Origin of the sequence: Mesorhizobium sp. L2C084A000 (genome assembly GCF_000502875.1) — a bacterium.
GTDB lineage: Bacteria > Pseudomonadota > Alphaproteobacteria > Rhizobiales > Rhizobiaceae > Mesorhizobium.
In genome coordinates this window covers 136526-158965 of the sequence record NZ_AYWX01000007.1, presented here as the reverse complement: position 1 = coordinate 158965, position 22440 = coordinate 136526, and the positions used below count along the sequence as shown (strand labels likewise).

Annotated in this window: 20 protein-coding genes and 2 pseudogenes; 16 read left to right on the top strand and 6 right to left on the bottom strand. The window is 63.5% G+C overall.

Annotated elements, in window-relative coordinates; genetic code table 11:
- The first annotated feature begins 494 nt into the window (after window positions 1–494).
- The 3 genes from trpS to X735_RS149445 all read left to right on the top strand — a co-directional run bounded on the left by trpS (window position 495) and on the right by X735_RS149445 (window position 2873).
- Window positions 495–1562 carry a tryptophan--tRNA ligase gene (trpS, locus tag X735_RS149435; protein WP_023811632.1) on the top strand — a complete coding sequence of 356 codons (1068 nt, stop codon included), beginning with the start codon at window positions 495–497 and terminating at the stop codon, window positions 1560–1562.
- Between the two features lie 93 nt (window positions 1563–1655).
- A complete protein-coding gene (locus X735_RS149440) occupies window positions 1656–2147 on the top strand; it encodes a universal stress protein (RefSeq protein WP_013528063.1) in 492 nt (163 codons plus the stop codon).
- A 156-nt stretch (window positions 2148–2303) separates the two neighbouring features.
- Window positions 2304–2873 (top strand): NifU family protein, encoded by a 570-nt coding sequence (locus tag X735_RS149445; RefSeq protein ID WP_023811631.1) that lies wholly within the window; start codon window positions 2304–2306, stop codon window positions 2871–2873.
- Window positions 2874–2986: 113 nt separating this feature from the next.
- Here the strand turns inward: X735_RS149445 and X735_RS149450 are convergent, their stop codons facing one another.
- Entirely contained in the window at window positions 2987–3604 is a 618-nt protein-coding gene (locus X735_RS149450; RefSeq protein ID WP_013528066.1) for a L,D-transpeptidase, read from the bottom strand.
- A 226-nt stretch (window positions 3605–3830) separates the two neighbouring features.
- Between X735_RS149450 and cueR the strand changes: the two genes are divergently transcribed.
- From cueR to X735_RS149470, 5 genes and pseudogenes are all read left to right on the top strand, one after another.
- Window positions 3831–4253, top strand: coding sequence for a Cu(I)-responsive transcriptional regulator (gene cueR, locus X735_RS149455; RefSeq protein WP_023811630.1), 423 nt, complete (start codon window positions 3831–3833; stop codon window positions 4251–4253).
- 59 nt (window positions 4254–4312) lie between these two features.
- The gene (locus X735_RS149460; protein WP_023811629.1) at window positions 4313–4744 is read left to right on the top strand and encodes an OsmC family protein; all 432 of its coding nucleotides are present in this window, start codon (window positions 4313–4315) and stop codon (window positions 4742–4744) included.
- A gap of 950 nt (window positions 4745–5694) precedes the next feature.
- Window positions 5695–6026: pseudogene (locus tag X735_RS01000000165915) on the top strand (SMR family transporter).
- 326 nt (window positions 6027–6352) lie between these two features.
- Window positions 6353–6541, top strand: a complete 189-nt coding sequence (locus tag X735_RS13805; protein ID WP_127289952.1) for a hypothetical protein — start codon at window positions 6353–6355, stop codon at window positions 6539–6541.
- A gap of 93 nt (window positions 6542–6634) precedes the next feature.
- Window positions 6635–7135, top strand: coding sequence for an MmcB family DNA repair protein (locus tag X735_RS149470; RefSeq protein WP_023811626.1), 501 nt, complete (start codon window positions 6635–6637; stop codon window positions 7133–7135).
- A gap of 16 nt (window positions 7136–7151) precedes the next feature.
- On the opposite strand, the gene nhaA is transcribed toward X735_RS149470, so the two are convergent.
- From nhaA to X735_RS149490, 5 genes and pseudogenes are all read right to left on the bottom strand, one after another.
- Window positions 7152–8360 carry a Na+/H+ antiporter NhaA gene (gene nhaA, locus X735_RS149475; RefSeq protein ID WP_023811625.1) on the bottom strand — a complete coding sequence of 403 codons (1209 nt, stop codon included), beginning with the start codon at window positions 8358–8360 and terminating at the stop codon, window positions 7152–7154.
- Window positions 8361–8423: 63 nt separating this feature from the next.
- Window positions 8424–8987 carry an ActR/PrrA/RegA family redox response regulator transcription factor gene (locus tag X735_RS149480; RefSeq protein ID WP_013528072.1) on the bottom strand — a complete coding sequence of 188 codons (564 nt, stop codon included), beginning with the start codon at window positions 8985–8987 and terminating at the stop codon, window positions 8424–8426.
- 85 nt (window positions 8988–9072) lie between these two features.
- Entirely contained in the window at window positions 9073–10404 is a 1332-nt protein-coding gene (locus X735_RS149485) for an ActS/PrrB/RegB family redox-sensitive histidine kinase (protein WP_032909257.1), read from the bottom strand.
- 116 nt (window positions 10405–10520) lie between these two features.
- Window positions 10521–13086: pseudogene (hrpB, locus tag X735_RS01000000165910) on the bottom strand (ATP-dependent helicase HrpB).
- A 47-nt stretch (window positions 13087–13133) separates the two neighbouring features.
- On the bottom strand, window positions 13134–14024 hold the full coding sequence (locus tag X735_RS149490; RefSeq protein ID WP_023811623.1) for a DMT family transporter: 891 nt from the start codon (window positions 14022–14024) through the stop codon (window positions 13134–13136).
- A 28-nt stretch (window positions 14025–14052) separates the two neighbouring features.
- Here X735_RS149490 and X735_RS149495 point away from each other — a divergent pair, with 28 nt between their 5' ends.
- The 8 genes from X735_RS149495 (at window position 14053) to X735_RS149530 (ending at window position 22381) form a co-directional block, all read left to right on the top strand.
- The gene (locus X735_RS149495) at window positions 14053–14742 is read left to right on the top strand and encodes a PIG-L deacetylase family protein (protein ID WP_023811622.1); all 690 of its coding nucleotides are present in this window, start codon (window positions 14053–14055) and stop codon (window positions 14740–14742) included.
- Window positions 14743–15019: 277 nt separating this feature from the next.
- A complete protein-coding gene (locus X735_RS149500; RefSeq protein WP_023811621.1) occupies window positions 15020–16351 on the top strand; it encodes an ABC transporter substrate-binding protein in 1332 nt (443 codons plus the stop codon).
- Between the two features lie 91 nt (window positions 16352–16442).
- On the top strand, window positions 16443–17411 hold the full coding sequence (locus X735_RS149505) for a sugar ABC transporter permease (protein WP_031213403.1): 969 nt from the start codon (window positions 16443–16445) through the stop codon (window positions 17409–17411).
- Window positions 17408–18358: a carbohydrate ABC transporter permease gene (locus tag X735_RS149510; RefSeq protein ID WP_023811619.1), complete on the top strand. Its 951-nt coding sequence runs from the start codon at window positions 17408–17410 to the stop codon at window positions 18356–18358. The genes X735_RS149505 and X735_RS149510 overlap by 4 nt, the downstream gene beginning before the upstream one ends.
- On the top strand, window positions 18355–18561 hold the full coding sequence (locus X735_RS149515; RefSeq protein WP_031213400.1) for a hypothetical protein: 207 nt from the start codon (window positions 18355–18357) through the stop codon (window positions 18559–18561). The genes X735_RS149510 and X735_RS149515 overlap by 4 nt, the downstream gene beginning before the upstream one ends.
- 2 nt (window positions 18562–18563) lie before the next feature.
- The gene (locus tag X735_RS149520) at window positions 18564–19676 is read left to right on the top strand and encodes an ABC transporter ATP-binding protein (protein WP_023811617.1); all 1113 of its coding nucleotides are present in this window, start codon (window positions 18564–18566) and stop codon (window positions 19674–19676) included.
- A complete protein-coding gene (locus X735_RS149525; protein WP_023811616.1) occupies window positions 19669–20682 on the top strand; it encodes an ABC transporter ATP-binding protein in 1014 nt (337 codons plus the stop codon). The genes X735_RS149520 and X735_RS149525 overlap by 8 nt, the downstream gene beginning before the upstream one ends.
- 55 nt (window positions 20683–20737) lie before the next feature.
- Window positions 20738–22381: a dihydroxyacetone kinase subunit DhaK gene (locus X735_RS149530; protein WP_023811615.1), complete on the top strand. Its 1644-nt coding sequence runs from the start codon at window positions 20738–20740 to the stop codon at window positions 22379–22381.
- The last annotated feature ends 59 nt before the right edge of the window (window positions 22382–22440 follow it).

Here is a 22440-nt window from a genome sequence, read left to right as displayed (position 1 = left end):
TACATGATGAAGTGCTTGTTGCCAAAGCGGTCGTTTTTGACAGTGAGCGACGTAGTGAAGCGCGGAGCGTTTCGTGGCAATGGGGTCGTGGCGACGGGTGGCAGATGGCTCGCGGCTAGCCGCGATAGAAGCACGACTAATTGCCCTTCGGCCAGCGACTTCTCTGGGATGGAATCCTCCCATTGATCGGGCGCCCCGTGGCGTACAATCTTCCAAACTCGCGCCAAGTCTCCGGCCCCTGCTTTCCGCGAAGCATATAGGTGCTTTTGCATATTTCAAATTTCAAACTGAGACACTCCCGGTTTCTTGTCTCTGTTCCTTGTAGTCTGCTCCAAGGCCCAATGGCCTCTTGATCCTCTCACCGCTCTCGTCCATAAGCGCGCCGTCGCAAGACTTTCGCCGCGCGCGGTTTCCAGCCGCGTGATTGGCTCCGAAAAGTCTGCAACTTTTCGGAATCACACTTATACGGCCCTCCACAAGCCATGAGGACAATCATGACCGCCTTCAAGCCACTCGTCTTTTCCGGTGTCCAGCCGACCGGCAATCTGCACCTCGGCAACTATCTCGGCGCCATCAAGAAATTCGTCGCCCTGCAGGACACCTCCGATTGCATCTATTGCGTCGTCGACCTGCATTCGCTGACAGCTCAACTCGTTCATGAAGACCTAGCCGACCAGACGCGGTCGATCACCGCTGCGTTCCTGGCCTCGGGCATCGACCCGAAGAAGCACATCGTCTTCAATCAGTCGCGGGTCATGCAGCATGCGGAGCTCGCCTGGATCTTCAATTGCGTGGCGCGCATCGGCTGGATGAACCGCATGACGCAGTTCAAGGACAAGGCCGGCAAGGACCGCGAGAACGCGTCGCTCGGCCTGCTAGCCTATCCTTCGCTGATGGCTGCCGACATCCTGCTCTACCGTGCCACCCACGTGCCGGTGGGCGAGGACCAAAAGCAGCATCTGGAACTCACACGCGACATCGCGCAGAAATTCAACAACGACTTCTCCGACCGCATCGCGGCCCTTGGCATCGGCGTCGAGATGCAGGTCGGCGAAGAGACCGTGAACGGCTATTTCCCGCTGACCGAGCCGGTCATCGGTGGGCCGGCGGCGCGCATCATGTCGCTGCGCGACGGCTCCAAGAAAATGTCCAAATCGGACCCGTCGGATTTGTCGCGCATCAACCTGACCGACGATGCCGATGACATCTCGAAGAAGATTCGCAAGGCCAAAACCGACCCGGAAGCGTTGCCGAGCGAGCTGGACGGCCTGGCCGGCCGGCCCGAGGCGGAGAACCTGGTCGGCATCTATGCGGGTCTCGCCGAGATGTCGAAGGCGGATGTACTCAAGGAATTCGCCGGCCAGCAGTTTTCCGTGTTCAAGCCGGCCTTGGCCGATCTTGCAGTGGAAAAACTGGCGCCGATCGCCAGCGAGATGCGCCGCATTTCGGATGACCGCGCCTATGTCGACGCGGTGCTCAAGGATGGCGGCGAGCGCGCCGGCGTGCTGGCCGAAGCGACGATGAAGACGGTGCGCGACATTATCGGCCTGCTGCAGGGCTGATCGCGACATCGGGTGCACTGGCACAAGGCCGGCGGCTTGCCGCCGGTCCCCCGCAGTGGCAGATTGCGGCCGCACGACACCGAGTAGATAGACATGGTCTCCAAACGCCTCAGCCGCGAAGCCGGCCATCGCAGGAAATTCCTGACGATCATCGACGACACGCCGGAATGCGAGCGCGCCGTCGCCTATGCCTCGAAACGGGCGCAGAGCACCAGCGGCACGCTGGTGCTGCTCTATGTCATCGTGCCGGACGATTTCCAGCATTGGCTGGGTGTCGAGAAGATCATGCGCGAGGAAGCCAACGCCACGGCGCGCGCCGCACTCGACAGCTATGCCAACAAGGTGCGCCAGAAGCTCGGCATCGAGCCCGAGATGGTGGTGCGCGAAGGCAAGCCGACGGAAGAGATCCACAAATTGATCGAGGAAGACCAGGACATCGCCATCCTGGTGCTGGCCGCCGGTGCGGGCAAGGAAGGCCCGGGGCCGCTGGTCGGCGCCGTGGCCGGCAAGGGTGCCGCCTTCCCGATCCCGGTGACTGTCGTGCCGCAGAACCTGTCGGACGAGGAAATAGACAGCCTGGCCTGAGATTTTGCTCTTCAGGTGATGCCGCTCCGATTTTGGGCGCGAAAAAACATTCCGCCAGCCAGCCGTTCCGGCGATGCGTTTCGCTTGAATGTCCATCCAATTGAGCCTATTTAGAATTGTTCCAAACTAGATGCCCAAACGGGCACGGAGACGGCCATGTTCATCCAGACCGAATCGACGCCAAACCCGGCGACGCTGAAATTCCTGCCCGGCAAGGAAGTGCTTCTGGAAGGCACCGCCGATTTCCGCGATGCCGACAGCGCCGCCGTCGCCTCGCCGCTGGCCGGCCGGCTGTTCGAAATTCCTGGCGTCACCGGCGTTTTCTTCGGCTATGACTTCATCACCGTGACCAAGGATGGCCCCGACTGGCAGCATCTGAAGCCGGCGATCCTCGGCGCCATCATGGAGCATTTCATGTCCGGCGCGCCTGTCATGGCCAAGGCTGGCCCGGCCGCAGAGACCAGCCAGACCGGTGAGTTCTACGACAAGGCCGACGAGGAGCTGGTCATCACCATCAAGGAACTGCTCGATACACGGGTGCGCCCGGCGGTCGCCCAGGATGGAGGCGACATCACCTTCCGCGGCTTCGAGAACGGCACGGTGTTCCTGCACATGAAGGGCGCCTGCGCCGGCTGCCCGTCCTCGACGGCGACGCTGAAGCACGGCATCCAGAACCTTCTGCGCCATTTCGTGCCGGAAGTGCAGCAGGTCGAGCAGGTCTCGTAGAGACCTCCTTCTCGAGGCATTAGAGGCAAACAACAAAAAACCGGGCCGAATTGCCCGGTTTTCTGCTTGGGACGTCCGTTGTTGCCTAGACGGTCCGCGTACGAAAACTGCCTCTAGAGAACGATGACCTTGGCGCCGACCGAGGCGCGGTCATAGAGGTCGATAATGTCCTGATTCATTAGGCGGATGCAGCCAGACGACATAGCCTTGCCGATCGAATTCCATTCCGGGCTGCCATGCAGGCGATAGCCCGAATCGCCGCCCTTGTTGAACAGGTACATGGCGCGCGCGCCGAGCGGGTTCTTCAGGCCCGGCTCCATGCCGCCGGCAAACTTTTCCAATTCCGGCTGGCGCTGGATCATCTGCCTCGGCGGTGTCCAGGTCGGCCATTCGCGCTTGAGCGCAATGTGGGCGGTGCCATGCCACTCGAAGCCCTCGCGGCCGACGCCGATGCCGTAGCGAATGGCCCTGCCGTCGCCCTCGATGAAGTAGAGGAACTTGTTCTGCGTATCGACTATGATCGTGCCCGGCTTTTCCGGGCTGTCGTAGTTCACTTCCTGCCGATGGTACTTCATCGGCACTTTCTCGATCGGGATCCGCGGCAGCTGATAACCGGCGTCGGTGACCGCGCCGTAGTCGTTGGAGAAGATCTGCGAGCCGATGGTGCTGCAACCGGCGATAGCAGTGGAGAGCGCCAGTGCGGCGATGATTGCAAACGACTTCATGCGCATCAGGTGATCCGGTGCCCCGCCCAACTTCGGCGGCACGAGTCGGCCGCTCTCTCATCGTCATTCATGCTGGCATTTGCTTTGCTTGCCAAGCGCGCGATGCCTATATGCCTGCCTTGACGTACCGGTAAGCGTATCACTATGGCATTTTGGCAACAGGACTCACAGGATTGTGAAGCAAATTCAAGGGGCCTGCTCCATGGGCTCCTGGAAATCGAGGAGAACCGTCATGAATGTCGGTGACGCCGCCCACCGCTCCGGCCTGCCGGCCAAGACTATCCGCTACTATGAAGAGATCGGCCTGATCGCCCCGGCGCGGGCCGCCAACGGCTACCGCGATTATTCCGGAGACGACATCCATCGGCTGGCCTTCCTGCGCCGCGCGCGCAATCTGGGCTTTTCCATCGACGATTGCCGCCAGTTGATGGCGCTTTACCAGGATCGCAGCCGCGCCAGCCACAACGTGCGCGAAATCGCCGCCGCCCATGTCACGGCGATCGAGGAGAAAGTGCGCGAGTTGCAGTCGATGCGCTCGACGCTGCAGAAACTGATCCATGCCTGCCACGGCGACGAAAGGCCGGATTGTCCGATCCTTGATGACATGGCGGGAGCGGCGTTGCTCAGCGACAGGGGCACCTCTGCGGCTGCATAATGACCCTACGTCGACGAGGCCCGACGCCTGGTCGACTCCTGCCGGGAGGACGTCCACAAATGGTCTCGATGAGCGTCGAACTGCGCAATATGGGGGGCACGCAGGCGGCCATGGGCTGGGCCGGCGGCCACACGATCATCGTCGACCGGCCCGAAGGCAAGGCCGGCGGCATGGGCCTGGGCTTCAATGGCGGCCAGCTGCTCGCCCTGGCGATCGGCGGCTACTTCTGCAACGACCTTCGCTACGTTGCCGAGGAAATGGGCATAACGCTCAACAAGATCGCCGTGACCGTGACGCTGAACCTCGAAGGCAAGCCTTTGCTCGCGACTTCGTCAACCATGACGGTTTCCTGCACGACGCTGGACGGCTCCGACCCGGCGGAGATCATCACAAGGGCCGCGGCGATTTCCACGGTCAGCAACTCCCTGCGCCAGGGCGTGCCGGTGAGCATCGAAACGGACGCAACGGCGACCGGCTTGTCGGAGGAATGATCCCCGGGAACAGGCGCATTTGGCCGCGTGGATTGTCAGAGATCGCTAAATAGGCCCACCGCCGGCACAGCAGAGCGATTGATCCAATTTTCTTCGGCATCTGGGCGCGTCAATCTGACGCGCTATGTCTTCCCTTGTTGCAATGATCAACGATGGAGATTGGCATGGATCGGCGATTGTTTCTGACTAGAATGCTTGGGCTGGCAGGGGCTGCGACCGTCGTCGCAATCGCGCGTCCTGCCACCGCCTTGGCCGGCATCCCCAATACGGGGCCGGGCATTCTCGATGAGCTCGACAAACCGTCCGACGACATTCTCGACCCGGATGGTCCCGATGTCCAGGACGGCGTCGAGTTCGTGCGGCACCGCAGGTGGCACCGCCGCCGTCGTCGACGCGGGTGGAGGCGGGTTTGCCGTCGCTATTGGCGCCACGGTTCCTGGCGCCGCAGGTGTTTCCGCAGATCCTTCTGGATCCACTTCTGACGAGACCTGCAACGCGAAGGTCCCGGAGTCCGCCGGCGCCTTCGCTATCGCTGCAGGCTTGAACCCAATCGGTAAAAAAGGCCCGCCGCCCCTCGGCAGCGGGCAGGTCCTGGAGTGCCGGGGGATCAACCCGGCATGGGTCAACGAGCGGGTCACCGGTTGGTTGCAGGGATCGGCCCGGTAGCCTTCCTTTGGGTGGACCGCCACCGGGCCTGACCGGAGCGGGGTGTATTGGGGGAGCCCCGGCTGCTTCGAAAATATCACCTTTCACTTATATTCGCTCTAGCTAATTAACAGGAGCGACGCAGCCCGGAGTGTAGCTGGGTGGGCCTCATCGGACAGGCGCGCGCCCTTGCAATCGACGAGACTCTGCGCCGCTCGCGGCGAGGCACGATCACGGGAAAGTGAACGTGACGCCATCGTAGCGTTCTGATCATTAGATGCCTCCCGCCACTGGAGGTTCATCGAATGCCAGCTTATGCCATTCTTGCCCTGGCTATTGTCGGTGAGGTCATCGCGACCAGCGCGATGAGGCCTCGGAAGGCTTCACCAGGCTTGGCCCGTCGATGTTGGTGCTGCTCGGTTACGCCACGGCGTTTTTCTTTCTGTCCCAGGTGCTGGACCGCATACCGGTCGGCGTTGCCTATGCAGTATGGGCGGGCGGCGGCATTGTTCTGGTCGCGCTGGTCGCTTGGATTGTCTACGGGCAACGGCCCGACGTGGCAGGTTTTGTCGGCATGGGCCTGATCTTGGCTGGAGTGCTGGTTTTAAACCTGCTGTCCAAAACGGGCGTTCATTGAGGTCCGACAACTACACGATCGCCTACATAAAGGCGGTTATATATTTGACAGGCCTAACGCCAAAATGGCCGGCGCAGGTTGCCGGATGAATGATGATCCGCGCCGGCCACTGCGGCTTCTTTGAGGGGTTGCCGCCTGCCGGGAGCTAGAGCGCGCGAATTGGCCGGCAATTGAGGCCCAGCCGCTTGGTTAAAAATGTACAGTGAATCCTTATTGAAGCCACCTCACAGCGTATTAAAATCCCAAGGTCACCGGCTACGGGTTAACGGCGCACCGGTGATTGAGAGTAACGCTAAGCTCCCGCCCTTATGGATGGGAGGTTGGCCATGTCTCAGTTCGATAGCTCGGTATCGGCTTTTGACTGCGATATTTTGCGCAGCGCGTTCATAAAAATCGTCATCCAGAAGAACATTCCAGAGGACAAATGGCGGGCCGAGGCCGAGCTTTTGATCCGGGAGTATACGGATAGCGACGACATTGAGCCCGGTTTAGCGGAATGGATCGCGCGGAAGTAGCCCGCGATGAAAGAGTGGAAGCCCGACGATTACCTGAAAGCGCCCACATAAAACAGGTTCAAACCGTGAACAGAATCTGGCATGGTGCCTGGCATGCCGATCATCTCCCCCATCCCCATCAATCCTCTCATCGACGGCCGCCAGTCCGAACGCGCCATGCTGGTGCGGCGCGGCGTACAGCGGCTGCTCATGGATATGGGCGCACATGTGTTGCCCGAGCTGTCGCTGGCCACGGGCCGCCGCGCCGACCTCGTCGCGCTGACCCGGCAGGGCGATATCTGGATAATCGAGATCAAATCCTCGATCGAGGATTTCAGGGTCGACCGCAAATGGCCCGACTACCGGCTGCATTCCGACCGCTTCTTCTTCGCCACCCATCCCGGCGTGCCCTCGGAAATCTTTCCGCAGGAATGCGGCTTCATCCTTTCCGACGGCTATGGCGCCGAGATCCTGCGCGATGCGCCCGAGCACCGCATGGCAGCGGCAACGCGCAAGGCGCTGATGCTGCGGGTCGCGCGGGCCGGCGCTTCGCGGCTGCTGGCGGCAGAGCTTGCCGGCGTGTCGGTGCCGGCGCTGGAGGGTGAGAGCGAGTAACGGCCCGTCCTTCAGTCTATGACCGGCTCTGCTCTTCATCGTCCTCCACGCCACCCTTGGCGGGCGCCATGAGCAGCACGGCAGCACCCAGAATGGCGGCGATGAAGGAGCCGGCGAGGATGCCGACCTTGACCGCGTCCTGCAGCGCCACGTCGCCGGCGAAGGCGAGCAGGCCGATGAACAGGCTCATGGTGAAGCCGATGCCGCACAGCAGCGATATGCCGATCATGTGCGTCCAGCCGGCATTGGCGGGCAGGTCGGCAAGACCGAGCCGGATCGCAAGTGCCGAGGAGCCGAACACGCCGACCAGCTTGCCAACCACCAGGCCGGCGGCGACACCCAGCGTCAACGGCTCGATCAGCGCACTGACGCTGAGGCCGGCCAGCGAAACGCCGGCATTGGCAAAGCCGAAGATCGGGATGACGACGAAGGCCACAATCTTGTGCAGGCCGTGCTCGAGCCGGTGCAGCGGCGAATGGTCGAGATCGTGGCCGATGCCGGCGGAGCGCTCAAGCGGGATGGTCAGCGCCAGCGCCACGCCGGCGAGCGTGGCATGGACGCCGGATTTCAGCACCAGCATCCACAAGATGACGCCGAGCACGAGATAGGGAACCAGCGTCATCACCCGCATGCGGTTGAGCACGACAAGCGCGGCAATGACGGCGAAGGCAGCACCCAGATAAGCCAGCGACAGGCCGCTGGTGTAGAAGATGGCGATGATGATGACGGCACCGAGGTCGTCGATGATCGCCAGTGCTGTGAGGAACACCTTCAGCGAAGCCGGCACGCGGCTGCCGAGCAGCGACAGCACGCCGAGCGCGAAAGCGATGTCGGTGGCGGTCGGGATCGCCCAGCCGGACAGGGCGGCCGCATTGTCGCGGTTGACGGCCACATAGACGAGTGCGGGAACCACCATGCCGCCGGCGGCTGCAATGCCGGGCAGCACGCGCCGGGGCCAGGTGGAGAGCTGGCCGTCCAGCATCTCGCGCTTGATCTCCAGTCCGACGAGCAGGAAGAACACCGCCATCAGCCCGTCATTGACCCAATGCGAGACGCTGAGCGGGCCGAGATAGGCGTGGAGCGCGGAGAAATAGGTTTCGGCGAGCGGCGAATTGGCGACGATCAGGGCCAGTGCCGCCGCCACCATCAGGATGATGCCGCCAGCCGCTTCACTATCGAGGAATTCGCGGAAGACGGAAACCGGCCGATGCTTCAAGTCCTGCATGTCGCCTCCGTCATGCCGTCTGTTTTGGCGGGCTTCGATCCCGCAAGATGGGAAACGGCGGCCTTAACGCGGCGCCCGCTTGGCCAGTATGCGCTGCAAGGTGCGTCGGTGCATGTTGAGCCGGCGCGCTGTCTCGGAGACGTTGCGCTCGCACATCTCATAGACGCGCTGGATATGCTCCCATCGAACGCGGTCGGCTGACATCGGGTTTTCCGGCGGCGCCGCGCGCTCGCCGGCGGTGCGGGTGAGTGCCGCGAAGATATCATCGGCGTCGGCGGGCTTGGAGAGATAATCGACCGCACCGAGCTTCACCGCGGTCACCGCGGTGGCGATGTTGCCGTAGCCGGTCAGGATGATGGTGCGGGAATCCTCGCGCTTTTCGCGGATGGCCGCGACCACGTCGAGGCCGTTGCCGTCGCCGAGCCGCATGTCGACCACGGCGTAGGCGGGTGGATTGGCGCGCGCCTTGGCAACCGCCTCCTCGACGCTCTCGGCCGTCTCGACCACGAAGCCCCTGGCTTCCATGGCGCGGGCCAGACGCGTGAGGAACGGCTTGTCGTCATCGACGACAAGCAGCGAGGTGTCCTCGCCTTCAACCATTGCGCCAATATTCTCGTCGCCTGTCATAGTCTCAAAATTCCTGCTGCCTTAATTTTACGCAAATATAGTTCCTGAGCCTCCTTGTCCAATTTTTAGAGGTCCTTCAAGGCTCTCAGGCGGTGTCGAACATGCTGGCCGAAGTGATTTCCGGATTGAGGAACACACCACGCGGCCACGATATCTGGACCATGGCGCCCTCGCCCAGGCCGCTCGAATTGCGGAAATCGAGCACGGCACCAGAGCGTTCGAGCAGGGTCTTGGCGATGAACAGGCCGAGGCCCAGACCGCCGCCTGTTTCATTGCCTTGGCGCGTCGACATATAGGGCTCGCCGATGCGGTCGATGATCTCGGCTGGAAAGCCGGGGCCGTCATCGATGATCGAGAAGGTGACGATGGCCTCGTCCCAACTCCAGCGCACGGTTACGCTTTTGCGGGCAAAATCGACGGCGTTCTCGACCAGGTTGCCGAGGCCGTAGATGACGCCCGGATTGCGTCGCCCGACCGGCTCGGGGCCGATGCGTTCGCCGGGCCGAAGCTTGATCGAGATGCCGAAGTCCCGGTGCGGCGCGGTGACCTCCTCGACCAGCGAAGTCAGTGGCAATCGCGAAAGATGCGCCTCGCCCTCGGAGGACAGGCTGGTCAGCCGCTTGAGAATCTCGCGGCAACGCTCGCTCTGCGAACGCAACAGCGTCACATCTTCCCCGTATTTCGGATCCTTGCCGAGCGCCTTTTCCATCTCCTTGGCGACAAGCGCGATGGTGGCGAGCGGCGTGCCGAGCTCGTGCGCGGCCGCGGCGGCCAGCCCGTCGAGTGCCGAAAGGTGCTGCTCGCGCTGCAGCACGAGCTCGGTTGCGGCGAGCGCATTGGCCAGAAGCCGGGCTTCGGCGGCCACCCGGAAGGCGTATATGGCGGTGAAGGCGATCGAGGACAGCACCGCCATCCACATGCCGGCGACATAGAGAAAAGGCATCGCCAGCGGCGCGTCCTCATGCCAGGGCAGCGGCAGATGGACAAAGACCAGAAAGGTCGCCGCCGACATGACCAGCCCGCCGAGGATGGCGGTCAGGCGCAGGGGCAGCGATGTCGCCGAAATGACGACAGGCACGGTCATCAGCAGCGAGAACGGGTTGGTGAGGCCGCCGGTCATGTAGAGCAGGCCGGCAAGCTGCAGGCTGTCGAAGATGAGGATGCCGAAGGCCGCAAGCGGCGTGAGCCGGTGCGCTGCCGGAAAGCGAAAGGCGAGAAACAGGTTCATCCAGGCCGAACAGGCGATTAGGGCAAAGCAGAGGCTGACCGGCAGTGGAAACTTCAGCCCATAGGCGACGACGAGCACCGTCAGGCTCTGACCGACAATGGCAAGCCAGCGCAACCGGATCAGCGTGTTGAGGCGCAGTCTCTGGCTCTGCTGGAAATCGGGCGAACGCAAAACGTTGATCATGGCCATGAATTACAGCCGCGAAGCGCTGAAGGCTAGGTCCCGCCCCAATCCGAGGAGTCGGATGGGGCTCTACTTCTTGTTTGAGCATGACCTTTCCAAAAACCGGTTTCCACTTTTTGGGATCATGCTCTGGGTTTTGCGCGGGCGGTGGCGGTCGCGAGCAGCGGGTTTTCCGGCCAGACGTGCTTGGGATAACGGCCGCGCATATCGGCGCGCACATCGGCCCAGGAGCCGCGCCAGAAGCCGGGCAGGTCGCGCGTCGTCTGGATTGGCCGGTGCGCCGGCGACAGGAGTTCGAGCGTCAGCGGCACACTGCCATTGGCGATGGCAGGATGGCGGTCGAGGCCGAACAGCTCCTGCACGCGAATCGCCAGCACCGGCCATTCGCCGTCATAGCGGATCGGCACATGGCTGCCCGACGGGGCATCGAAATGGGTCGGCGCCAGCGTATCGATCCTGCGCTGCAGATCATGCGGCACGAGGCTGGCCAGCCCGGCCGAGATAACGCCCGCATCTATGGCGGCAAACGATGCCGCGCCGGACAGGTAAGGCAGCAGCCAGTCATTGAGGCGCGCGATGAGAGCAGCATCCTCCATATCGGGCCAAGGCGCGCCAAGGCCGCGATGCAGCCAGCCAAGCCGCTGGCGCAGCGTTTGCGCCTCCTTGCTCCAATTCAGCAGCGACAGCCCGTGCTGGCGCACCGCATCGAGGACGGCGCGGTCGGCGTCGGGCCCCGTTGGCGGCGGCAGCATGCGTTCGGCGAGCGTGATGGCGCCAAGGCGCACGGTTTCACGCACACGCACGGCGCGCTTGTCGCGGTCGAAGCTCGTTTCGCGGCGGACCTCGATCCTGTCCGCCAGCGCAGCGCGGACATCGTCCTCGCCGATCGCCGCCGCCGCCGTGATGCGCGCATTCTGTGCCTTGCCCTGCAGGTCGGCGACGACCAGAAACGGCTCGCCCGCCAGCGGATCGCCGGCGTCGAGCATGGCGCCGGAGCCGTTGGCCAGCACGAAACGGCCACGCTCGCCACGCGCCTTCGCCACCCGATCCGGCCAGGCGTGGACGAGCAGGGGACCGGCTGACTTACCCTCCCCCTTGTGGGGANACCCTCCCCACAAGGGGGAGGGTGAAGAGGTGCCGGCCTGCCGCGCCAGCCGTTCGGCGAGCTCCTTGGCGGCGGTAGCGCGCGGAGATCTTTCCCCACGAAAGCGCATCAGCCGTCGCTCCAGATCGGCGCCGTCGCCACCAAGACCGCGTTCGGTGAGCAGCACCGCAAGCATCGCCGCCTCGAAGGCATGGCCGCTGCCGGCTGCCTCGGCAACCATGTGCGCCAACCGCACCGGCAGAGCGAGCTTGCGCATCGCTGCACCCGCCTCCGTCAGGCGGCCCGTCTCGTCGATGGCATCCAGCGCGCGCAGCAGTGCCCTTGCCTCACTAAGGGCCGGAACAGGCGGCGGATCGAGAAAGGCGAGCCCTGCCGGATCGGCAACGCCAAAGGCAGCGCAATCGAGCAGCAGTCCGGACAGATCGGCCTCGAGGATTTCCGGCGGCGTGAAAGTGGGAAGTGCAGCCGTCTGCTCGGCCCGCCACAGCCGGATGGCGACGCCTGGCTGCGTGCGTCCGGCACGGCCGGCGCGCTGGTCGGCGGAAGCCTTGCTGACGCGCACGGTTTCGAGCCGGGTGAGGCCGCTGGCCGGTTCGTAGCGCGGCAGGCGCGACAGGCCCGAATCGATGACGACGCGCACGCCGTCGATGGTGATCGAGGTCTCGGCGATCGAGGTGGCCAGCACCACCTTGCGGCGGCCTGCCGGCGGCGGCTTGATCGCGGCGTCCTGCGCCTTGCCGTCGAGCATGCCGTAGAGCGGCACGATGTCGGTATCGGTGCCGACCTTGCCGGCCAGCCGTTCGGCGGTGCGCTCGATCTCGCGCTGGCCGGGCAGGAAGGCAAGCACGCTGCCGCTTTCGTCGGCAAGGGCGGCGCGGATCGCCTTGGCCATCGCATCCTCGATNGGGCAGGAAGGCAAGCACGCTGCCGCTTTCGTCGGCAAGGGCGGCGCGGATCGCCTTGGCCATCGCATCCTCGATGGCGATGCCGGCGGGACGCTCGTCATAGCGGATGTCGACAGGGAAGGCGCGACCCTCGCTCTCGATCACCGGCGCGCCCGACATGAGTTTGGCGACACGTGCGCCGTCGAGCGTCGCCGACATCACAGCCAAGCGCAGATCCGGCCTGAGCGCCCCTTGCACGTCGAGGGCCAGAGCGAGACCGAAATCGCCGTCGAGCGAGCGCTCGTGGAATTCGTCGAAGATCACAGCCGAAACGCCGGGCAATTCGGGATCGTCGAGGATCATCCGCGCCAGCACGCCTTCGGTGACGACCACGATCCTGGTCTTTGCCGAAATGCGGTTTTCCATGCGCATGGCATAGCCGACGGTGGCGCCGGGCTCCTCACCAAGCAATTCAGCCATGCGGCGAGCGGCGGCGCGGGCGGCGAGGCGGCGCGGTTCAAGCAGGATGATCTTGCCGGCGCCGAGCCAAAGCGCGTCAAGCAGCGCCAGCGGCACCAGCGTCGTCTTGCCGGCGCCCGGCGGCGCCACCAGCACGGCGCTGTTGCCATCGCCAAGCGCTTCCCTCAGCGCCGGCAGCACGGCGGATACAGGAAGCTCCGGCAGGGGTTTTGTGGTCATGGCGCCCGCATATCAGCGGTTACGGCCACGGCGCAACCAGAGACGGTTCAAAGCCGGGTGCGCGAAAACGGGTTCCAGCGCACGGTGCCCAGCCGCGCTTCCTCCCGCACCATAGTCAACAGGCCGGCGCCGCCAACGACCGCCAGACCAACCAGCGACAGCCCGTCCGGATATTCCTGGAAGAACAACGCGCCGAGGACCACCGCCCAGGCGATCTGCGAATAATGCGTCGGCGCAACGCGGTTGGCGGGCGCGTATTTCATGGCCAGCAGTTGAAGGAATTGTCCACCTGCGGTGAAGGCTCCGGCCATTGCCAGCCACAGCAACTGCTTTCCGCTGGGAACAGTGAAGGCGGTGGCGGCGGCACCGATGCCGTTGAACAGCAGGCCGCAACCGACCAGCACGCCGAGCATGGTGGTGCGCTTTTCCTGCTGCGCCAGCGAGCGCATCAGGATGACGCTGATGGCGGCGAGGAAGGCAACGCCGAAGGCGGCAAGATGGCCGAGATTGAGCTCGCGAAAGCCAGGCCGCACCACCAGCATGACACCGGCAAAACCGGCGACCACCGCCAGCCAGCGCCAGGGGCCGACCTTCTCCTTGAGGATCACCGTGGAGAGGATGGTGACGCAGAGCGGCGCCAGGAAGATCAGCGCATAGGACTCGGCCAGCGGAATGGTGGTGAAGGCGTAGACGCTGAGCACGCCGGAAGCGATACCCGCCCAGGCGCGCGCCTGCACCGCCCATGGCCTTTTGGTGCGCCAGAAATCGCGCCAGCGTTCGCCCGCAGGTCGCGTGAAGAATAGGAAGAAGCCCGCGAACAAGGTTATGAAAAAGCCGATCTCGAAGATCGTGAGCTGACCGCCCAGGCTTTTGACAACGGCATCGCTGCCCGAATAGCTTGCGTAGGCGATCAGGGCGAGCAGGATTCCGTTCGTCACGTTGTTCCAGTTCCGGGGAGAGAGTGATTTGAAAATCCTAGCGCTCGGTGCGCATCCGGACGACATCGAGATCTTCATGTTCGGTACGATGGCCGCCTATGCCGCGCAAGGCGCAGAGCTCACTTTTGCCATGGCCACGGATGGTGCCAGGGGCGGCACGAGTGATCCCGCTGTTCTCGCTCGTGTCCGTCGCGATGAAGCAACGGCCGCGGCTGCGCTGGTAGGCGCAATGCCACGCTTCCTCGACTTCCCGGACGGCGAGTTGGTGGCCGATGCAGCGCTGATCGGAGCTCTGAAAGCACTGATTGGTCAAACCGGCCCGGATCTGGTGATCACGCATGCGCCCAACGACTATCACGCCGACCATCGCGCGCTGTCGGACGGCGTGCGCATCGCGGCGTCTTTCGCCGTCCCGGTGCTGCATGCCGACACGATGGGCGGCACCGGTTTTTCGCCGACGCACTACGTCGACATTTCCGGGTATGCCGACGTCAAAGCTGAGGCGATCCGAATGCATCAGTCGCAGGATCCCGACCGCTTCGTCGACATCGCGCGGACACAGAACGCCTTTCGCGCCGGCCAGTGCAACAGCGCGCAAGGCTCATCGGCCGAAGCGTTCCGTTTCGAACCGTCGTTCCCGTTCGCCGATATCCGCGCGCTGCTGCCGCCGGCGCCGCCAATCCGCAAGGTGATGGTGAGCACCAGAAGGGTGGATTGAAAACCGCGGCTGCCCCACGTCCTGGTCAGAATCGGCCTGAAGAGCTTCGGTAGGCCGACCAGCGACCCGCGCTTTTCCCAAGGTTTTCAGACATCGCCATAAGCATGCTGCGGCGCAGCAACGAATTCGCTTGCCTTGTTTAGTAAAAATTGCATCACTAAACAAATTACTAAACATCCGCAGCGTGACCGCGCCGCCATGTTTGGGCCCCTGAGGAGAGGGGTTGAGGGCTTTTTGAAACCGTCATCCGGGCGCGTTTCGCAAATGGGAGGAAGTCATGAAATCGAGCTTGAAACTGGCGTTGGGACTGACCTCGGCGATCACAGCGTCGACAGCCGTCTCGAATGTCGCGCACGCTGAAGACCTGACGCTGTGCTGGGCCGCTTGGGACCCGGCCAACGCGCTTGTCGAACTGTCCAAGGATTTTACCAAGGAAACCGGCATCGGCATGAAATTCGAGTTCGTGCCGTGGACCAATTATGCAGACCGTTTCCTCAACGAGCTGAATTCGCACGGCAAATTGTGCGACCTGATCATCGGCGACAGCCAGTGGATCGGCGGTTCGGCCGAGAACGGCCACTATGTCAAGCTGAACGACTTCTTCGACAAGGAGAAGATCAGCATGGACGACTTCGTGCCGGCAACCGTCGTCGGCTATTCGGAATGGCCGAAGAACACGCCGAACTACTGGGCGCTGCCAGCCATGGGCGACGTCGTCGGCTGGACCTATCGCAAGGACTGGTTCTCCAAGCCGGAGCTGCAGAAGGAATTCAAGGAGAAGTACGGCTGGGATCTCGGTCCGCCGACCACCTTCGACCAGTTGAAGCAGGTCGCCGAGTTCTTCCAGAAGCGCGAGATTGACGGCAAGACCGTCTACGGCGCCTCGATCTATACCGAGCGCGGCTCGGAAGGCATCACCATGGGCGCCATGGACGTGCTCTACAGCTACGGCTTCCAGTACGAAAACCCGAAGAAGCCCTACGAGATGGAAGGCTTCGTCAACTCCGACAAGTCGGTGAAGGGCCTGGAATTCTACAAGGCGCTTTATGATTGCTGTACCCCTCCGGGCGCGTCGAACAGCTACATGGGCGAAGGCGTCGATGCCTTCAAATCCGGCCAGGTGGCGATGCACATGAACTTCGCCTTCACATGGCCGGGCCTGCAGAAGGACGAGAATGTCGGCGGCGACAAGATCGGCTACTTCGTCAACCCGAAGGGTCCCGACGGTGAGCAGTTCGCCCAGCTCGGCGGCCAGGGCATCTCGGTAGTGTCCTATTCCGACAAGCAGGAGGCGGCGCTGAAATACATCAAGTGGTTCGCCAACAAGGACGTGCAGGCCAAATGGTGGTCCCTCGGCGGCTATTCCTGCCTCAACGCGGTGGTCAAGGATCCGAAGTTCCCGGCCAGCCAGCCCTACGCGCAGACCTTCCTCGACTCGATGGCCATCGTGAAGGACTTCTGGGCCGAGCCGAGCTACGCACCGCTGCTGCAGGCTTCGCAGAAACGCTTCCATGACTATGTCGTGGCCGGCCAGGGCTCGGCCAAGGATGCGCTCGACGGCCTGGTCAAGGACTGGACGCAGGTCTTCCAGGACGACGGCAAGATGTAACCCCGGCTCCTCCCGAGCTAGGGCCCTAGCGTCCCGTGCCGCCCTTGGCACGGGACGCAGTTCAGATAAATTCCATGACAGAGACGACCAAGTGACCGAAGCAGGACTCACCATGCTCAATCGGACTGCGGAGAACGTTGCCCGGGCGACCCCGGAACCGTTGGCCGGCAAGGTCCGGGGCATCAGCGACAAGGGCCTCGCCTGGCTGTTCATCTCGCCGACAATCCTGTTGCTGCTGGCCATCAACATCTTTCCGCTGTTCTGGGCGATCTATCTGTCGTTCACCAACTACCGGGCCAACCGGCCGAACGAGGTGGTGAAGAATCTCGGCTTCGCCAACTACCAGCGCATCCTCGGCGACAAGGATATCTGGATCGCCATGCAGACGACGGCGCATTTCGTGTTCTGGACCATCCTGTTGCAGACGCTGATCGGCTTCACGCTGGCCTGGCTGATCGACAGGAAGTTTCGCGGCCATGCCTTCTGGACGACGCTGATCCTGGTGCCGATGATGCTGTCGCCGGCGGTGGTCGGCAATTTCTGGCGCTTCCTCTACGAGCCGCAGATCGGCCTGTTCGCCTACGCCATCTCCTTCGTCACGAGGATCCCGCCAACCGATATCCAGATGCTCTCCAACGTGTCGCTGGCGCCGTGGTCGATCATCATCGTCGACACGTGGATGTGGACGCCCTACGTGATGCTGATCTGCCTCGCCGGCTTACGCTCGATCCCCGAATACATCTACGAGGCGGCCGAGGTCGACCGCGCCTCCAACTGGCGGCAGTTCTGGTCGATCACGCTGCCGATGGCGCTGCCCTTCATCATGCTGGCGGTGCTGTTTCGCGGCATCGAGAACTTCAAGATGTTCGACATGGTCAACCTCTTGACCGGCGGTGGGCCGGGCTCGACCACCGAGGTCGCCTCGATCACGCTGAAGCGGCAGGCTTTTGAGAGCTGGCGCACCGGCTACTCCTCGGCCTTCGCCATCATCCTGTTCGTCGCGGTGTTCGGGCTGGCCAACATCTACGTCAAGGCGCTCAACAAGGTGAAGCAGAGATGAGCCTGACCACTGCCCACTCGGTCGTCGCACCGTCCACGAATTCGAAGCGCATCGCCGGCACGATCATCGTGCTCTACGCGCTGATCTCGATCGTGCCGCTGCTGTGGATCTTCGCCACCAGCTTCAAGACGCCGCCGGATTCGATCGCCTATCCGCCCAAGATCCTGTTCCAGCCCAGCCTCGAAGGCTACTGCAATCTGTTCACGACGCGGACGCGGCAGACGCCGGAATACATCAACTCGCTGGGTCCCGCGACGGGCTTCTGCGACGAGACCACGCGCAAGCGCAACATGGTGATCGCCGGCCCGTCCAACTTCCTGCCGCGCTTCGTCAATTCGCTGATCATCGCCTTCGGTTCGACCTTCTGCGCCGTGTTCCTCGGCACGCTGTCTGCCTATGGCTTCTCGCGCTTCAAGGTGCCGCTCGCCGACGACCTTTTGTTCTTCATCCTGTCGACGCGCTTCATGCCGCCGATCGCTGTCGCCATTCCGATCTACCTGATGTACCGCGAGCTTGGCTTGTCGGACACGGCGCTCGGCATGATCCTGCTCTACACGGCAGTCAATGTGTCGCTGGCTGTATGGCTGCTGAAAGGCTTCATCGATGAGATCCCGCGCGAATATGAGGAGGCGGCGATGATCGACGGCTATACGCGGCTGCAGGCCTTCTGGCGCACAGTGCTGCCGCAGGCGACGACCGGCATTGCCGCGACCGCCATCTTCTGCCTGATCTTCGCCTGGAACGAGTATGCGTTCGCGGCACTCCTGACTTCCGGCACCGCGCAGACTGCGCCGCCCTTCATCCCGACCATCATCGGCGAAGGCGGCCAGGACTGGCCGGCGGTGGCGGCAGGCACGACGATCTTCCTGGTGCCGATCCTGGTCTTCACCATTCTGCTTCGCAAGCAATTGCTGCGCGGCATCACCTTCGGTGCGGTGCGCAAATGAGCATGACCAAGCCACAGAAAAGCAAATCGCGCTGGCCGGTCTGGGCGAGGCGCGGGCTGATGGAAAACATCGCGACGGCACTAATCGCCATCGGCTTCCTGATGCTGTTCCAGCCCTTCGCGCTGTCGCTCTACACCTATTCCTTCATCACCATGCTCGCCGGCACCGTGATGTTCATCATCGTCTCGAAATTCCCGGAATAATCATGGCCGAAATTCGCGTCCAGCACCTGAGAAAGGCCTTCGGCGATTTCGTCGCCGTGCAGGATTCCAACTTCGTCGTCGAGGATGGCGAGTTCTTCGTCATGCTCGGCCCGTCGGGCTGCGGCAAAACGACGACCTTGCGCATGATCGCGGGGCTCGAATTGCCGACCGGCGGCCAGATCCTGCTCGGCGGCGACGACGTCACCATGCTGCGGGCCCGCGAGCGCGACATCGCCTTCGTCTTCCAGCTCTTCGCGCTCTATCCGCACATGAATGTGCGCAAGAACATCGGCTTCCCGCTCCTGGCGCAAGGCATGCCTTCGGCCGAAATCCGCACCCGTGTCGAGGAGACGGCGAAGCTGCTGCGCATCGACCATCTGCTCAACAAATCCGTCTCCGGCCTGGCCGGCGGCGACCGCCAGCGCGTCGCGCTCGGCCGCGCCATCGTGCGGCGGCCAAAATGCTTCCTGATGGATGAGCCGCTCGGCACGCTCGACACCGAATTCCGCGATCTGATGGTCCGCGAGCTGCGCGAGCTGCACAACCGCATCCACGCCACGACGGTCTATGTCACGCACGACCAGATGGAAGCGATGTCGATGGCCGACAAGATCGCGGTGATGAACCATGGTGTCATCGAACAATTCGGAAGCCCACGCGAAATCTACGACCGCCCGGCGACCATGTTCGTCGCCGACTTCATCGGCTCGCCGCCGATGAACTTTCTGGGATTTGGCGGCGGACTCGCCAAGGGCGCCAGGGAGATCATCGTGCAAGGTGCAAAGGTGGCGGTGCCGGAGGTGCGCGAGGACATCGCACCGAGCGACATGGCGCTCGGCATCCGCCCGGAGCACATACGCTTCGACGACGCCTCCAAGCTGCGTGGCGCCATCTATGGCACCGAATATCTCGGCACCACGCAGATCGTCGCGGTGGAGACGGCGGACGGCATCATCAAGGCGCGCGTGCCGGCTGAAATCCGGCTCTCGACCGGCGATCATGTCGGCCTGACGCTGAGCAGCGCGCGGCTGTCGCTGTTCGAGAAGGGGTCCGGCCGCGCGGTGAGAACCGCGATCCACGATGTCGCCTCGGAGCGGAGGGCCCAGCATGGCTGAGGTGCACATCAAGAACGTGACCAAGAGTTTCGGCGACCATGTCGCCGTCGACGGCCTCGACCTGCACATAGCAGATGGTGAATTCGTCGTGCTGCTCGGGCCGACCGGGGCCGGCAAGACAACGACGCTGCGGCTCATCGCCGGGTTGGAACGGCCGGATACCGGCACGATCGAGATCGGCGGACACAATGCCACGACACTGTCGCCGGCGGAGCGCGACACGGCTTTTGTGTTCCAACAATATTCGCTCTATCCGCATCTGTCGGTGTTCGACAATCTCGCCTTCCCGCTGCGCTCACCGGCCCGAAAGATGCCGGAAGAGCAGATCCGCCGCCGGGTCGAGGAGGTGGCCAGGATGGTGCGCATCCATCACAAGCTCGCCAATCGCTCGACCAAGCTTTCGGGCGGCGAAATGCAGCGCGTTGCCATCGGCCGGGCGCTGGTGCGCAAGCCCTCGATCTACCTGATGGACGAGCCGCTGTCGTCGCTCGATGCCAAGCTGCGCGGCGATCTCAGGCTCGAGCTGAAGCGCATCCAGACCGAACTCGGCGCCACCATGCTTTATGTCACGCATGATCAGATCGAGGCGATGACCATGGCCGACCGTATCGGCATCCTTGCCGATGGCGTGCTGGTGCAGATCGGTTCGCCGCGCACCATCTATTCCGAGCCGGCAAACCTGCATGTCGCGGCAAGGCTCGGCCAGCCGGCGATCAATCTTCTGCCAACCGGACTGCTGCCTGACGGCGGCGCACCGGCCGGGACCAAGACGATCGGCGCGCGCACCGAACATCTTTCGATCGCGAAGGCCGCGAATGGTCACGCCGACGGCGTTGTCGACTGGGTGGAGCATCTCGGTGATCAGAACCATTTGCATGTGACGGTAGGGACCAAGAAACTGGTGACGCTGACCGATCCCGACACGGATCTGGCGCAGGGCGACAGAGTGGTGATCCGCTACCGGGCGCCGCTGTATTTCGACGCCGATGGACAGCGATTGATGTGAGCGGTTTTCGGTGATTCAGCACCGGTTTTGACTTTGCCAGTACGGGACGAATTCGATGAAGCACTTTTTCAATCGCAGGGAAACGATCGTCACCGAGGCGCTCGACGGCCTGTTACGGACCATTGGCTCCGGCGATCTCGCGCGCCTCGACGGCTATCCCGAGATCAAGGTCATCCTGCGCACCGACTGGGACAGGACGAAAGTCAGCGTCGTCTCCGGCGGCGGGGCCGGGCACGAACCGTCCCATGCCGGCTTCGTCGGCAAGGGCATGCTGACGGCGGCGGTTTCGGGCGAGATCTTTGCCTCGCCAAGCGTCGAGGCGGTGCTGGCAGCGATTCGCGCGGTCACCGGTTCGGCCGGCTGCCTGCTGATCGTCAAGAACTACACCGGCGACCGTCTCAATTTCGGCCTCGCGGCAGAGAAGGCGCGCGCCGAGGGTTTTGCCGTCGAGATGGTGATCGTCGCCGACGACATCGCGCTGCCCGACATTGCCCAGCCGCGCGGCGTTGCCGGCACCTTGTTCGTCCACAAGATATCAGGCCACCTGTCGGAGACCGGGCACGATCTTGCCGATATAGCGGCTGTCGCGCGAGCGGCAGCGAAGGACGTTGTTTCGCTCGGCATGTCGCTGTCGTCCTGCTCGATTCCCGGCCAGCCGCACGAAGACAGGTTCGGCGAGAACGATGGCGAGCTCGGCCTCGGCATCCATGGCGAGCCGGGCGTCGAGCGGATTGCGGTGCAGAGCGCCGACAGGCTGGTGGCGATCATGGCGGCGCGCCTAGCGGCACGGCTTGATCCCAAGGCCGGCCACGCCTTGCTGATCAATAATCTCGGTTCGGTGCCGCCGCTCGAAATGTCCGTTATCGCCAACGCAGTGCTTGCCTCGCCGCTGGCCAAAACCATCAAGCTGGCGATCGGCCCGGGCCCGCTGATGACGGCGCTCAACATGAACGGCTTCTCGCTGTCGCTGATCCGGCTCGACCCCGCGCGCGAGACGGCCTTGCAGGCGCCGGTCGGTCCGCACGCCTGGATGCCGGCAAAGCCGGTTGTGCCGCCTGCCGTGGTGCCGATGGCGAAAGCGGCCGGACAGAGCGCGGCACGCAAGCCCAGCCAGGATGCACGGACCCGCTCTCTTCTCGTCACCATCTGCGAACGACTGATCGCGCTGGAAACCACGTTGAACGGGCTCGACGCCAAGGCGGGCGACGGCGACACGGGCTCGACGGTGGCGACCGGCGCGCGCAGCATCCTCGAGCGGCTTGATGCGCTGCCGCTTGCCGAGCCGGCGGCGACCCTTGGCGCGATGGGCGACATTCTGAGCGCCTCGATGGGCGGCTCCAGCGGCGTGCTGCTGTCGATCTTCTTCACGGCGGCGGCGCAGGCTCTGGATAGCGGCGCGAGCTTGGCCAAGGCGCTGCTTGCCGGCCTTGAGCGGATGACCTTTTATGGCGGCGCAAGGATGGGGGATCGTACAATGGTCGATGCCCTGGAGCCTGCCCTCAGAGCGCTCGATGCCAAGAGCCTGGACGAAGCGGCTATCGCGGCTCGCCATGGTGCCGAGGCCACCGCTGCCATGGACAGGGCAAAATCCGGGCGGTCCGCCTATGTCGGCAGCAAGCTGCAAGGCGTGGCCGACCCCGGCGCCTATGCAGTGGCCGAGGTTTTCGCGGCGGCGGCCGCGCTCCACGAAGCGGCCTGATTCATGCTCCAGTTGTCGAATGAGCGTTCTTTCGATACTGCGGGCGGCATGGAAACCGG

What these genes read in the sequence shown, in the direction of transcription:
- X735_RS149445 (WP_023811631.1), top strand. Translation starts at nt 2,304, where the DNA reads ATGTTCATCCAGACCGAATCGACGCCAAACCCGGCGACGCTGAAATTC.
- X735_RS149460 (WP_023811629.1), top strand. Translation starts at nt 4,313, where the DNA reads ATGGTCTCGATGAGCGTCGAACTGCGCAATATGGGGGGCACGCAGGCG.
- X735_RS149450 (WP_013528066.1), bottom strand. Translation starts at nt 3,604, where the DNA reads ATGCGCATGAAGTCGTTTGCAATCATCGCCGCACTGGCGCTCTCCACT.
- X735_RS149520 (WP_023811617.1), top strand. Translation starts at nt 18,564, where the DNA reads ATGGCCGAAATTCGCGTCCAGCACCTGAGAAAGGCCTTCGGCGATTTC.
- X735_RS149485 (WP_032909257.1), bottom strand. Translation starts at nt 10,404, where the DNA reads ATGGCCATGATCAACGTTTTGCGTTCGCCCGATTTCCAGCAGAGCCAG.
- X735_RS149440 (WP_013528063.1), top strand. Translation starts at nt 1,656, where the DNA reads ATGGTCTCCAAACGCCTCAGCCGCGAAGCCGGCCATCGCAGGAAATTC.
- X735_RS13805 (WP_127289952.1), top strand. Translation starts at nt 6,353, where the DNA reads ATGTCTCAGTTCGATAGCTCGGTATCGGCTTTTGACTGCGATATTTTG.
- X735_RS149530 (WP_023811615.1), top strand. Translation starts at nt 20,738, where the DNA reads ATGAAGCACTTTTTCAATCGCAGGGAAACGATCGTCACCGAGGCGCTC.
- X735_RS149480 (WP_013528072.1), bottom strand. Translation starts at nt 8,987, where the DNA reads ATGACAGGCGACGAGAATATTGGCGCAATGGTTGAAGGCGAGGACACC.
- X735_RS149515 (WP_031213400.1), top strand. Translation starts at nt 18,355, where the DNA reads ATGAGCATGACCAAGCCACAGAAAAGCAAATCGCGCTGGCCGGTCTGG.
- nhaA (WP_023811625.1), bottom strand. Translation starts at nt 8,360, where the DNA reads ATGCAGGACTTGAAGCATCGGCCGGTTTCCGTCTTCCGCGAATTCCTC.
- X735_RS149470 (WP_023811626.1), top strand. Translation starts at nt 6,635, where the DNA reads ATGCCGATCATCTCCCCCATCCCCATCAATCCTCTCATCGACGGCCGC.
- cueR (WP_023811630.1), top strand. Translation starts at nt 3,831, where the DNA reads ATGAATGTCGGTGACGCCGCCCACCGCTCCGGCCTGCCGGCCAAGACT.
- trpS (WP_023811632.1), top strand. Translation starts at nt 495, where the DNA reads ATGACCGCCTTCAAGCCACTCGTCTTTTCCGGTGTCCAGCCGACCGGC.
- X735_RS149500 (WP_023811621.1), top strand. Translation starts at nt 15,020, where the DNA reads ATGAAATCGAGCTTGAAACTGGCGTTGGGACTGACCTCGGCGATCACA.
- X735_RS149525 (WP_023811616.1), top strand. Translation starts at nt 19,669, where the DNA reads ATGGCTGAGGTGCACATCAAGAACGTGACCAAGAGTTTCGGCGACCAT.
- X735_RS149510 (WP_023811619.1), top strand. Translation starts at nt 17,408, where the DNA reads ATGAGCCTGACCACTGCCCACTCGGTCGTCGCACCGTCCACGAATTCG.